The organism is Tardiphaga robiniae (assembly GCF_001618955.1).
Taxonomy (GTDB): domain Bacteria; phylum Pseudomonadota; class Alphaproteobacteria; order Rhizobiales; family Xanthobacteraceae; genus Tardiphaga; species Tardiphaga robiniae_A.
In genome coordinates this window covers 1-12,833 of record NZ_LVYV01000045.1, presented here as the reverse complement: position 1 = coordinate 12,833, position 12,833 = coordinate 1, and the positions used below count along the sequence as shown (strand labels likewise).

At 58.9% G+C, this 12,833-nt stretch carries 12 protein-coding genes and 1 pseudogene; 6 read left to right on the top strand and 7 right to left on the bottom strand.

All coding sequences use genetic code 11. The features are described 5' to 3' along the window. Window positions 1–244 precede the first annotated feature (244 nt). Window positions 245–499 (top strand): hypothetical protein, encoded by a 255-nt coding sequence (locus tag A4A58_RS30890; protein WP_068736356.1) that lies wholly within the window; start codon window positions 245–247, stop codon window positions 497–499. A 401-nt stretch (window positions 500–900) separates the two neighbouring features. Here the strand turns inward: A4A58_RS30890 and A4A58_RS30885 are convergent, their stop codons facing one another. The 7 genes from A4A58_RS30885 to A4A58_RS30875 all read right to left on the bottom strand — a co-directional run bounded on the left by A4A58_RS30885 (window position 901) and on the right by A4A58_RS30875 (window position 8,673). Continuing rightward, window positions 901–1,050 (bottom strand): hypothetical protein, encoded by a 150-nt coding sequence (locus tag A4A58_RS30885; RefSeq protein ID WP_158005725.1) that lies wholly within the window; start codon window positions 1,048–1,050, stop codon window positions 901–903. After that, on the bottom strand, window positions 1,050–1,286 hold the full coding sequence (locus A4A58_RS30425) for a hypothetical protein (RefSeq protein ID WP_139069905.1): 237 nt from the start codon (window positions 1,284–1,286) through the stop codon (window positions 1,050–1,052). Before A4A58_RS30425 ends, A4A58_RS30885 begins: the two co-directional genes overlap by 1 nt. Window positions 1,287–1,486: 200 nt before the next feature. Then, on the bottom strand, window positions 1,487–1,723 hold the full coding sequence (locus A4A58_RS22505; protein ID WP_068736869.1) for a hypothetical protein: 237 nt from the start codon (window positions 1,721–1,723) through the stop codon (window positions 1,487–1,489). Between the two features lie 126 nt (window positions 1,724–1,849). After that, window positions 1,850–4,054, bottom strand: coding sequence for a xanthine dehydrogenase family protein molybdopterin-binding subunit (locus A4A58_RS22500; protein ID WP_068736354.1), 2,205 nt, complete (start codon window positions 4,052–4,054; stop codon window positions 1,850–1,852). Window positions 4,055–4,226: 172 nt separating this feature from the next. Further along, window positions 4,227–5,243: an FAD binding domain-containing protein gene (locus A4A58_RS22495; RefSeq protein WP_068736352.1), complete on the bottom strand. Its 1,017-nt coding sequence runs from the start codon at window positions 5,241–5,243 to the stop codon at window positions 4,227–4,229. After that, window positions 5,240–5,749 (bottom strand): (2Fe-2S)-binding protein, encoded by a 510-nt coding sequence (locus tag A4A58_RS22490; protein WP_068736350.1) that lies wholly within the window; start codon window positions 5,747–5,749, stop codon window positions 5,240–5,242. Before A4A58_RS22490 ends, A4A58_RS22495 begins: the two co-directional genes overlap by 4 nt. 2,768 nt (window positions 5,750–8,517) lie before the next feature. Further along, window positions 8,518–8,673, bottom strand: a complete 156-nt coding sequence (locus A4A58_RS30875) for a hypothetical protein (RefSeq protein ID WP_158005724.1) — start codon at window positions 8,671–8,673, stop codon at window positions 8,518–8,520. A 302-nt stretch (window positions 8,674–8,975) separates the two neighbouring features. On the opposite strand from A4A58_RS30875, the pseudogene A4A58_RS22465 reads away from it, so the two are divergent. From A4A58_RS22465 to A4A58_RS22445, 5 genes and pseudogenes are all read left to right on the top strand, one after another. Next, window positions 8,976–9,807, top strand: a pseudogene (locus A4A58_RS22465) (alpha/beta hydrolase fold domain-containing protein). Window positions 9,808–10,156: 349 nt separating this feature from the next. Then, window positions 10,157–10,798 (top strand): secretin and TonB N-terminal domain-containing protein, encoded by a 642-nt coding sequence (locus A4A58_RS30870; RefSeq protein ID WP_349509590.1) that lies wholly within the window; start codon window positions 10,157–10,159, stop codon window positions 10,796–10,798. Next, window positions 10,795–11,355, top strand: a complete 561-nt coding sequence (locus A4A58_RS22455) for an RNA polymerase sigma factor (RefSeq protein WP_068736339.1) — start codon at window positions 10,795–10,797, stop codon at window positions 11,353–11,355. Before A4A58_RS30870 ends, A4A58_RS22455 begins: the two co-directional genes overlap by 4 nt. Beyond that, complete coding sequence (locus A4A58_RS22450) at window positions 11,355–12,383, top strand: FecR family protein (protein ID WP_158005722.1); 1,029 nt, start codon at window positions 11,355–11,357, stop codon at window positions 12,381–12,383. The genes A4A58_RS22455 and A4A58_RS22450 overlap by 1 nt, the downstream gene beginning before the upstream one ends. Window positions 12,384–12,508: 125 nt before the next feature. Continuing rightward, window positions 12,509–12,833: hypothetical protein (locus A4A58_RS22445; RefSeq protein WP_139069904.1), on the top strand; the 325-nt coding region annotated here is incomplete at its 3' end.

The window sequence follows — 12,833 nt, the reverse complement described above, 5'->3', positions numbered from 1 at the left end:
CCGAAGAAAGTGAAAAACTTAAAGCCATGGCTGAAGCGGGGGCATCGCCGATCAAAATTGCTGCGGCCATGAAACGTAATGTGCAGGCCGTCAGACGTCAGGCGAACCGATTGGGGATCTCATTGCCTACAACGGGAGAGACGCGCAAACGGCAGCGTGCGTTAGAGGCGGAAGCCATAAGGTATACTTCCATTGGTGGTCAGCTGCCGGTTAGGCCTTTAAAGCCACGCGACGGACAGCAGAAATGCTGCTGTCGCAATTAGTGCCACTGCCGTTATCGCCGCGATCATCATGGAAAGCCCGCGCATTCCTCAGCAAAGCGGATGAGCAGATATTCCTCAAGAGCGTATTGCCGGGATCGGATATGCAGAGCAGAATCGGTCAATGGTGGACAGACACGCATGACCAAAGGCAAGAGGCGGAACTCGCCGCGGCGTTGGCCGTCATGTTGGCAGCGGTCGCTACGGCGAGCCTACGGTCCCTCTACGAATCCCTCTGAGCTTAGTTGAGAAGATTGCATTAGTTTCAGCGACGGAACCCGGACGATGGGCGCAAGTAGGCAGTGGCCTAATTTGAACTGAGCCGACAACCGGACCTATGAGGCGTCTAGTTCCATCCATCACCGGCCCCTTCGTGGTCTTTACCGGTGACTGAGAGTCCTCGAATGCTCCCGCCCAATAGGGGGAAGCATGATGTCATCAATCCATCCAAATCCACTATTCAGCCGCGCTGAAATCGGAATCCTGCCTTGCTCTAAATGCGGCACACCTATGCGGCTTGACTCCATTGAGCCTACTGCACCGGGCATGGACGTGCGGACCTTCGAATGCACGAAGTGCAATACCAGCGAACGCTTTGCGGTCAGGACCTGACGCTGTGGCTAGCCTCTTGTTCGATGCCTTAAGTACCCCGAAGAGCGCCCGTCAAACGGTCAATGAAGTTTTTGACCCAACGATCTTCGTCAGCGGCCACCTTCAGTTTTAATTTTGTCGTCTCGTCGTCGGTTGACGGCAGCGGTGTCGGCGGCGCGATGTTTTCTTGATAAACCATCATGAGCTAATTCTTTCAGACCCTGCACGGACTTCTCCTTGCAGGGCTAGTGATTCCCAGACTTTTAGTTGACGTTCCGCTTCGTCTGCCTCCGCCGGCGTCGTTGCATCGCGCAGCAGGGTGGAAACCCGCCAAGCCTGCAAGTCATCTAGGCGACCGATGACAATCTGACGCACCTGGATCGATAGGCCGTGAAGCCGTTGCAGACGAGCGGGCTTCTTGATTTCGTGGTCCAATAAACCATCCCCGGGTCCGAACCTGATGCCGCACCAACAAATTGTACGTCAACTATATGCCGAGGTTTGTGGTCTGCCGGTTCGGTAGCGCTCATAGCTGTGTAGCTTTGCAATCGACGGCTGGGGCGACGTTGAGGCTCATTGCCCTGTGCTGGCAGGTGACCTGACGATAGCCGCGACTTTTTGCTGGCCAGTCGGTTTCAATCCTCTTTCTTGAAAGTAGGCGGCTCGTCGTACCCGCGCCGACTGCTAAAGAAGAGCAGGGTCATCAACCCGGCGCCGACGATAATGGATAAAACCACACCGATCGTCAGCGCGATGTAGCTATCCCGCGGCATGGGCTCGCCAGGCACGATGAGGCCTTGGTACGCGTACCAGCCAGCAGCACCGAGAAGGGCCGCCAATGCTGCGATTAAAGCTACCGTGCCCGCGCGCATGCCTGCCTCCAGCAAGGCTCAAGCAGCCTCAGGGGTGCTAGTTCCATCAATCAATATCCCACCGCGCCGAAGAGACCGTCAGGCGTGTAGCCCGGGCGGCTTTGTTGGGCTCGAGCTCCGCAGAAATCAGCGCTGCAACTTATCTAATGTAATCGGCAGATCGCGCACTCGTTTTCCGGTCGCGTGGTAGATCGCATTGGCTATTGCCGCGGCGACGCCGACAAGACCGATCTCACCCAAACCCTTGATGCCGAGCGGATTGACGATGTGATCCTGCTCCTCGACGAAGATCACCTTGATGTCGTGAACGTCGGCATTTACCGGGACATGGTATTCGGCGATGTTGGCATTCATGATGCGACCGAACTTGTGATCGATCAGCGTCTCCTCGTGCAGCGCCATTCCAATACCCCACACCACGCCGCCCATGACCTGGCTGTGCGCTGTCTTGGGGTTCAAGATTCGCCCGGCCGCAACCGCACTCACGATGCGGGTAACGCGGATGACACTAAGCTGTTCGTCCACCTTCACTTCAGCGAAGAGCGCAGAATGCGCGTTGTGCGCATGCTTTCCGTCATTGGCAAAGCTGGTGGATTTCTCCTGTTCGATGCGGTCGACTGCGCCAACCCGCATCACGTCCGCGATCGATATCGCGCGCGACGCATCTAGCCGGCTCACGAGCCTGCCGTCCGCAAGTGCGACCTCGTCGCTTGTTGCATTTGCGAACGGCGAATCCGGCACTCGCTTCGCCAGACGCAGTAATTCCTCGCGGATCGCGTTGCTTGTCGTCACGATCCCGTTTGACACCGATGCCGCGATCCATGATCCACCTTCTACCGGCGATTGCGGGAGTGTGGAGTCGCCAAGCTTGATACTAATGTTGTCGAGCGGCAGTCCGAGCGCGTCGGCCGCTACCTGGGCCATGATGGTGTAGGTGCCCGTGCCGATATCCGAGGTTGCGCATGCCACCTCAGCGTGACCGTTCGCGGTCAGCTTAATTCGGACAGTGATCGGGACCTGTAGCGCTTCCCAGACGCCTGTCGCCATGCCCCAGCCGACCAGCTCGCTGCCGTCGCGCATCGAACGGGGCTCGCGGTTGCGCTTTTCCCAACCAAACATTTCCGCACCTTGGCGGTAGCATTCGCGCAAATTCTTGCTGCTGAACGGCACGTCGCCGTTGTTCTGATCGCGATCCGAGTAACACCGCAGACGCAGTTCTAGCGGGTCAAGGCTAAGTGCAACCGCGAGTTCGTCCATCGCGGATTCGAGCGCATAGACACCAGTCGTAGCGCTCGGACCGCGCATGTCGCATGATGTCGGAAGATCGAGTCGGGTGAGTTTGTGCGTGTACTGCGCATTAGCGGATTTGTAGAGCAAGCCGGACCACGTAGTCTCGTTCCGATAGAAGTCTTCGTATTGCGACGTCACCGTGATCGCATCGTGCGTGATCGCATTGAGCGTTCCACCGGTAGTCGCGCCCAACTCAATTCGTTGAATCATGGCGGGTCGGTAACCAAGCGAATACATCTGCTGGCGCGTCAGAACGAGACGGACTGAGCGCTCCAGCGCGCGTGCCGCAAGCACGGCCAGGACCACTTGATATTGCGGACGCAGTCCCGAGCCGAACGCCCCACCAACAAATGGCGATACGACGCGCACATCGTCCGGATTCATGTCGAATATGCTGCACACATAGCGCTGAACGTTCTGCACACCTTGGGTCTTGTCATAGACCGTCAGCTTGCCGCCGCCGTCCCATGTCACCGTCGACGCAAACGGTTCCATGGGATTGTGATGTTCGATCGGGACGTGATACTCGCCTTGGTGGCGCACATCGGCCGCGGCAAAGGCCTCTGCTGCATTGCCCCGCGATTTCGCCGGCTCCGGCAATACGAAGGCGGCTTCACGCTGACGGTACGGGTCCGTGACGTGCGCTTCCTGTTCGTACTCCACGTGCACCAGCGAGGCGGCTAAGCGCGCGATCTCCCACCTTTCCGCAAGCACAAGGGCCACCGGTTGTCCGTTGAATAGGATCCTGCCGTCATAAAGCGGCCGGAACGGCGTGCCCTCCGGCGCCACATCGTCTTTGTAAGCTTGATCGGTATCGGCCATGCGCGGCCGTTTTTCGTGCGTCAGCACATCGATTACGCCCTCCACGCGGAGCGCCTCGCTCGCATCGATACGCAAGATGCGTCCTTTAGCGATGGTCGATGCGACAACGAAAGCGTGGACGAGGCCAGGCACGTTGAATTCGGCGGCGTATTTAGCCCCGCCGGTCACCTTCGCGTGTCCGTCAATGCGCGAGGTCGCAGTACCGATGTAAGAGGTCATTGGCTTGCTCACTTGGCTTTTGTGGTCGACTGCGATGGCGGCATGAGGCACCACGTCTGCGGCTCGGACGGGTCCGAGCGCCCCAAGCGCAACAGCACCCTGCAGGACGCTGCGGCGGCTAATGTCGCCTTCACGCGGCGGGCAGGGAGCAGTGAATTGGGCCATCGCGCCCTCACGCGATCTTCTTATTCGATTGCGACTGCGGCGTGCCATTTGCAGCTTGGGTCAGCGCGCGCATTGCCGCTTGGCGCGCCAGTTCGATCTTGAAAGTGTTGTGGGCAAAGCCCTTGGCGTCACGTAGCAGCACATCCGCAGCACGCCTAAAGGTCTCAGGGCTCGCAACCTGACCATTCAAGGCCGCTTCGGCTGCGAAATCCCGCCACGGCTTGTGCGCGACGCCACCGAGTGCGAGTCGCGCTTGGCGAATAGTGCCGCCGTCCATCTCTAGTCCGACCGCGACTGACACAAGCGCGAAGGCGTAAGAGAGACGGTCGCGTATTTTAAGGTAAGTGTAGTTTTTGGCGAAGCCTTGCGCGGGGAGTTCAATCGCAATGATGATTTCATCCCGATCCAGATTGGTGTCCCGCTGCGGTGTGTCGCCGGGGAGCCGGTGGAAGTCCGCAATGGCAATCGCGCGTTCACCTTTGGGCCCCGCAACGTGAACTGTTGCTTCCAGGGCCAATAGAGCCACGCACATGTCGGATGGGTGCGTGGCGATGCAGGCTTCGCTTGTACCGAGAATCGCATGCCCCCGATTAATGCCGTTGATTGCGGAGCAGCCGCTGCCGGGTGTCCGCTTGTTGCACGGCGTCACCGTATCGTAGAAGTAAGCGCAGCGTGTCCGTTGCAGCAAGTTCCCACCGGTTGAGGCCATATTGCGCAATTGCTGCGAGGCACCGGCCCGGATTGCGCTGGAAACGACCGGATACCGCTGCTCGATCAGAGGGTGGTAGGAGAAGTCGCTGTTCGGCACGAGTGCGCCGATCCGCACACCACCGCCAGCTGTTTCCCCAACGGTCTTGAGCGGTAGACGTGTAATGTCGATGAGCAGGGACGGGCGCTCGACATCCTCTTTCATCAGGTCGAGGAGGTTTGTGCCGCCAGCGATAAATTTGGCGGCCGGGTCCGCCCTGATCTGCTGCACTGCGTCCGCAACGTCGCTCGCACGCGAATAATGAAAATTGATCATGGCTTTTCAACCATCACGGACATTGCCTGCCTGATCGCTGCAACAATGTTGGGATAGGCGGCACAGCGGCAGAGATTGCCGCTCATTAGCTCGCGGATTTCATCGTCGGTCTTCGCCTTGCCTTCGGCGATCAGCCCTGCCGCCGAGCAAATCTGTCCGGGGGTACAGTACCCGCACTGGAAGGCGTCGTGGTCGATAAAGGCCTGTTGCAGCGGATGCAGGCCGCCGCTGGGCGCAAGGCCTTCAATAGTTGTCACTTCAGCGCCGTCCTTCATGACTACTAGCGTCAGGCATGAATTGACGCGGCGACCATCAACCAGCACCGTGCAAGCACCGCACTGACCATGGTCGCAGCCCTTTTTGGTACCGGTTAGGTCGAGCTGGTCACGGAGCGCGTCGAGCAATGTTGTCCAAGGCGCAACTGAAAACCGCTGTCCGGTGCCGTTGACGACCAACGCTACCGAAATGTTATTACGGGTCTTCGCCACCGTGTTGTTTTGCGTCATCTGATTCCCCCGCACGAGTCGAAGAGAGTCACGCATCGCCGGCACCGGGGTCATAGGCCCGGGTTTTTAGGCTCGGCCAGTAGCACAGCCTCTCATGAAGCATTGCTTGAGGCAACTGTCCGAGATCTGTGGCTTTCGGTCAGCGTTATTGACACTTCCCAGTGCGTTCGCCGCCAAGTCGCGTCGGCGGAGCGCCAGGATTTGGCGGGGGGTATCGGGGAGCGTCAAGCCGTGGTCGAAATCGTCTTTCGTTTCGCATGTGTCACCACGGTCTTTCCGAGTCGTGCGCCGCGTTCGGCCCGCCGAGCAGGGAGGTGTCACCGGGATCCGTCAGAGGCTGGAGTCGGCCAGACGGTGACGCCCGCAGAGATGCTACGAACAGTGATCGTGTGAGGGGCATTGCTTTTGTGCAGCCTCTCTGCAACCGCGACAGCGATCTTGAGATCGGCATAAGTGCCGCCAGTCCGCTGTTCGTTTACGAGAACTTCGTAGTCGCCTGGCTCAATGCGCATATGCTGTTCAATCCACTTTCAGACGGCGCCGGGGACGTCTGGCACCCCGCCATTTTATTCGATGGGGGTAGGGCGTCATCCTTGCTGGAGCGGGCTGGCCCTATCTTGGCCAGACTTCCTCCACACCCAGTAAAGTCCAGCGCAGGACACTAATCCCCCCAGCAGCATCGGCCAGAGCAGGACTGCCGCCGTGTGGTAGGCGGTGATATCGACCCGTCCCAGCCAAAGTTTTGAGTGGACAAACATACAGACGATCGCAAAAATCACGTCGAGAATGGCGAAAAGAAGCGCTGCTGCGATCAGTAACGCAACTCTCCTAAAAAGACTCATCGTGACGTCCCCGGTTCTCTGAGTTTGCAATCGGTCAGGAAGGTTTGGCTCGCTGCTCAAGAACGTGGCGGCGTCTGTTCATCACGCTGCGCTTTCCATAGTACAATGTAAGACCAGACAAAGATGACCAACGAAACGCCAGCGCATGCCAGGCTGGCCATTCGATTAAATTCCCAGTCCTCTAGCCAAAATATGTCACCATTCGGATTTGCTCTTATGGCTGCGGCCTTCGCGAAGTGGTTAGGCGTAGAGATGATGAGGTAGCAAAGGCCGGAAATAACCGTCCCGGCCGCGGACAATGGTAGGATGATCGCAGGCGTTCGCATTTGCTGCTCGTTGTTTATTCCGGAGTGCTGGGCTCGTTCTCTAGAGATGGTTCTGATTTTCGGCCACACGCGCACGATACAAGAAAGTGCCATTCGGAAGATTCCAAAGGAGATCACGTAGCCGACACACCAAGAATAGAACATCATATAGGGTAGTTGCGTCTAGGATGATCTCGCGATAGCTGGTGGCCGTCTAGCGACGTCATTTGGAAAACGGGGCGGGATCGCGTAAGAAGCGCGACATGAAAAAACGATTATTCATCTTCCTTCCGGCTGCCGTACTGGCGGCTGCATTTCTTGTCCTCTTCCGCAGCGATCTCAGCGCCCGCGATCCGCGCATCTAAACAGGCCCGCTGCATCGGCCACTCAGTGCGGCTATTGGGGCGACATGTCCGAAGGGATGTCGTGCCGTTAAAGTAGAAGCACATTGGGTCCTTGGTCAGGAGCGCGGCTGCAATCCTGGGAGGTTGCCGACAATTGCGCTCCCGCACACAATAGCCCCGAGTCCCGCGAGCGCTATTAATATCAATGATGAACCCAGTTCGTCTGGGTAGAATTGCAAAGCAGCGATGAAGCCGAACAAGCAACCGGCGAGCATAACCGTCTCGACCGCGATCTTTAGCCAAACCCAACCCGCAGATAAGCGTGACGCCGCAAGCTTCGACCCGTCGCCCGCTAGAAGGACGATCGGTACCAAGAAAATAAGCGCTCCGATGATAGTAGGCATCTCAAATTCTGCACCTTTGTCATGAGCTCTCATTGGGGCGGTCGTCGTTTGGTTGGGAGATGCGAGGTCTGCTCGTCACTCCGGCTAGACGTGCCAGACCGACGTCAATCAAACAAAGTACAGCTATGCCCCCCACTGGGGCAGTGAAGAATGGAAGCATCCAGATATCGAGATCGGGACCGCTGCACCGATTGGAGTAGAGGGGGCAATGCGATTGTCGGGCGATCTTTGAGTGAGCCGATAGTGGCGACAACGGATTCCGATATTCTAAGGTAGGCCTCGATGAACCCCAATGTGTTCAAGATGATGGCAGTGTGTTTTGCCGTGCCGCTGCTCTGGCTAGCGTGGGGCTTTCTTAGCGGCACGTTCGATGGTCGAGATTTCCCGGCCGCCTTCGGATGGATTATGCTGCCTTTCGGATCGCTAACGGGCTTGTTCCTCTGGTTGGGCGCACTCGAAACGAGAAGCAGAATCCTGACGCACCATAGATACCCCGCTGCTATTCGGGAGTGTGGGGCTCGGGCCAAGAACAAGAGCCATATGACGTCTCGCATTTCATCTAGTTGAAGCGACCAATTCCGACATGATCTACCTTCGCGTAGTCTGTGAATAACGGGAGCAACCGGCCCGCGACTCGCGGCCGCCTGCCATCCATGCAATTGTGTACCTGATCACGAATCGGGGAGGACACGAAATGGGTCTGAAGATGAACCTCGCTCCTGGCCGGACAATCTAGATGCCCAGGGCTTGGTCGTCGCCGCGATACTTCGTGAGCTGCTAAAGAACGGAATTGCTCGTGTGGATCTCGGCGTTGATCAATTTCGGGAAGGCATCCGAAATGCTGGCTACCCTGAGGGAGCGGACTTCGAGCGCCTATTTGCCGACATAGTCATTTGGCTGCGAGACGAAGGAGTCATCAGGTTCGGGCAGATCACAGATGACGGCAATGGCGGCGAATATTTCATAGATTGCGTTCTCACCGGCAATGGAATGGATTTGCCTAATCGGCAGCGTCATCGGCGGATTCATGAAATCAATCGCATAAGGTCAAGTGGCCCAGTCGTGGCCCGGTGCAACAGTGCGCCTGCGTGTGATTGCTGTAAGTCGCGATGATGATTGACGTTCTCAGTACTCGATCAACCGATTGACTATCAGTTGGCGGCGAGGCGCCTGATGTTCATCGCACGGACGAGCAATGTGACCGTCAAACTTCGTCTTAATTTGTCTCGCAATGTCCGCTGCTGGCGCAATACCCGCGTTCCCTCTAGACGTGCTTCTGCGAGTTTTGACATTGCCGCTCAATTTTCACCAATGTTCGGGGGAGATCATCCTTGGCCGAAAGTGGGATTGCGAATATTCGCGCAGTACTGTTGTCAAAGCCCCGCCCGGTCGGGTGGGATCAGCGCCGGCAGCGACTTGATGAAGTCGGGTCGATCTGGCCGGTGGCCGACGATGTCGAGTTGCGGACTGTCGATTGCGGAAATGTCGCGGGGGAATGGTCCTTCTCACCGGGGGCAGATACGACGCGCGTGCTTCTGTATTTTCATGGCGGCGGTTTTTGTTCGGGATCAATCCTCAGTCATCGACGCCTCGTGACAGAGGCGGGGCGGGCTGCTGGCATAAGCACCTTGGCGATATCTGCGCCAGCAGGGCATAGATGCCGGCAATATCGTAGTTGGCGGTGACAGCGCTGGCGGCAATCTCACAATTACCCTGATCAATGCTTTGCGCAGCGCCAATGAGGAGCCGCCGGCATGCGCTTGGCTGATTTCGCCCTGGACCGATCTTTCAATGTCCGGGACGACGCTACAGAGCAAGGACCAGATCGATCCGATCATCCACCGTGGCTACCTCGAGGAACTGGCTGACGCCTATGCTCCGGCATCGCTCGACCGCAGGAGCCCATTTCTGTCTCCGCTGTTCTCGAACCTCAGCGGATTTCCTCCAACACTCATTCAGGTCGGGTCAGCCGAAACTTTGCTCGCAGACGCGACGCGTTTCGCGGAGGCTGCCGCGATAGCCGACGTCGCGACGACCTTGGAGGTATGGCCCGACATGATCCATGCATGGCCTCTGTGGAATGGCGGCCTTACAGACGCGAGGTTGGCGCTTAGGTCAGCCGGACAATTCATCAAGCATCGATTGTCAGATCTAGTTCCGTAGGGGCTGCGCAAGGATTGCGAGCCAGTCGTCTGCGTTCGTAAATATCGAGGTACGATAACGACCGGCAACAAAGCCGTCCGCCTTTGGCGCAAAGCGGACATCGGCTCAATGCCTCTAATGTCATCAAATCTTAATCGAAGGATTGAGGATATAATTTGTCACCGCATTGTCACACGCTGTGGATACCACACGCCGGATAACCGCACGAATGCAAGTGGTCAGCGCGCGCTATTTCGAAGATCGCGCTTTGACGATAACATCATGGTTCATGGTAACGCGGCGGTGCGGTACGAATTAATGCGGGCTCATGATGAGCGTTCTCCGGCTGTTGAGTGGCGCTGTGCTGGCAATGTCGCTCATACATCTCGCGCATGCGGCCGAAAAGTTCCTGGACTTCAATCTGCCGACGATGCCGCTTGACCGGGCATTGGAGGCGTTCGGCAGGATTTCAAAAGAACAATTGTTACTCGACGCTTCGATCACGGATGGCCGTCATTCAAATTCGGTCGTGGGGCGATTTACACCGGAGGCAGCGCTGCGTCAGATGGTGTCCGGCAGCGGGCTTGCGGTTCGTGCCGTCGAAGGGCAGGGATTTGCAATCGTTCCCGTACCAACTGGCAACATATCTGCTTCCTCGCGTGAGGTGCCTCCTTCGTCCGCGCAGCGCTTCGAGTCATATTCGGCGACGATCCAGATCGCATTGGGGAGGGTGTTGTGCGAGCGGGTGGATACGACACCGGGCGCTTATCGGACCATGGCGCGGCTATGGATCGGGGCCGACGGGATGGTCGACCGCGCCCAATTACTCACATCATCGGGCGATGCAGACCGCGATGCCTTGCTGAAGGCGCGGTTTCGCGGCCTTGCCTTCGGCGCGCCGCCGAGCGGTCTGCCGCAGCCAATCACGTTGCTGGTCACCTCGGAAGGCGCAAGCGCGGACTATTGCGCCAGAATAGGCGCGATCCCGGGCAATGCGGTCAATATCCGGTGACCGAAAATTTCTTCACGACGCTGCGCCGACTTCTGGTGGACGATTATCATGGCCTGCGGGAACGGCTGGCGCGCCGCTATGGGTCGGCCGATTTCGCCAGCGAATTGCTGCACGAAGCCTGGCTCAAGCTCGACCGCGCCCAGGCCGGCGGATCGGCGATGGCTGTGCGCAATCCTCGTGCCTATCTCTATCGCATCGCCATTAACCTGGCCGCCGATCGAGGTCGCTCGGAACGCGCCCAAGTCACCGTCGCCGAGCTCGACGCGCTGCATCGGCGCGCCCAGGATGATCTCAATCCCGGTCGGATCGCCGAAGCGCGGATGGAGGTGCAGGCGCTGTCGGTCGCGATCAATCAGCTGCCGCCGCGCCGCCGCGCGATCTTCATCGCTGCCCGGCTGGAGGAACTGCCCTACAAGGAAATCGCCGTCCGCCACGGCATCACTGTGCGGGTGGTCGACCGCGAATTGAGCCTTGCGCTGGACTATCTCAGCGATGTCCTGAATAAAAATCGTCACATTGGGGGCGGAAGCGGCGGTCGAGAACCGTCTTCGACATGATGAAACAGTTCGAGACCGATAGCACCGATCCGGATATGCCGGCGCCGATCCGCGGCGCATCGGCAGCATCGCTGCGTGCCGAAGCGCTCGGCTGGTTGCGGCGGCTCCAGAGCGGCAAGGCGACCACAGACGACCTCGCAGCGCTCGACCGCTGGCGCGCCATCAGTCCGGCCCACGCCTCCGAATTCGCCGAGGCGTCGCTGCTCTGGACGGTGCTGCACGATGCCGCGCAGCAGGCCGAGCGCGCTCCCGCTGCGGCTCCTGCAACCGCGACGGTGCTGCGCTCAAATTTCCGGCCGAGCCGGCGCGGCGTCCTGATCGGCGGTGCCGCTCTGGCTGCTTCGGCAGCCGGCGTCGCGGTGGTCAGGCCGCCGCTCGATCTGTGGCCTTCGGCGATGGAACTGGCGGCCGATTATCGCACCGGAACCGGTGAGCAGCGCCAGCTCGATCTTCACGACCGGGTCGCCATCGAGCTGAATACGCGAACCAGTCTCGACGTCAGATCTCCACGCGATGGCAATGTGCAGCTTGAGCTGTTGGCCGGCGAGGCCGCCATCGCCAGCCGTCCTGGACATGCGGCAGACATTACCGTGGTGGCTGGTTCAGGACGTGTGATGTCGCGGGACGCATCGTTCATCATCCGCAAGACCGGGTCGAATGTTCGCGTCAATTGCATCGATGGTCGCGTGGATGTCACGTGCCACGACAAGTCATTCGCGCTCGCATCGGGGCAGCAGGTCAAATACGACGAAGACGGCAATGGCGATGTCGCGCCAGTCGATTCGGAACTCGTCACGGCCTGGCAGCGTGGCCTGTTAATGTTCCGACGTGCGCCCCTGGCGGAGGTCATCGACGAGGTCAATCGTTATCGTGCGGGTCGCGTCGTGTTGCTCGATCCGGCGCTCGCGCGGCGCCAGGTGGTGGCTAATTTTCGCCTCGACCGGATCGACGACGTCATTGATTTCATTTCCAAAGCCATGGATCTGCGGGTGCGCTCGCTGCCCGGCGGTGTCGTACTTGTTGGCTGACCATCCCATTCGCTGCGGCATCTGTTCATACTAGGCGCGAAAAAAGAGTCGTCATTTCGGTGGAAACCGCATGTGGCATCCGTCTTCGTAATGAAACCGATGTTGTTTTCGCGAAAGGACCTGAGATGCCCGCACGCAAGATTCGCTGCAGCCTGAAATCCCGATCGATGCGCGATGCGCGGATGCAGGCGGTCGCGATCGTGTCTGCAGGCTCGCCTTTGTCGCGCCGGTTGATGCTGGCCAGCGTCAGTGTCGTCAGCGTCCTGCTGGGATCGACTGGCGTTGATGCCCGCGCCCTGAACGGCGGCAGCACCTTGGCGACTTCCGCACCGAACATCGCGTCGGATGCCGCAACCTATGCAGCGCAGCAGGCGGCTGCGGCGGCGCGGCAGACACAGGGTTCGCTGGCGCGTGCAGCGCGCGCCATGCAGGATATGCGGGCCGTGCAGG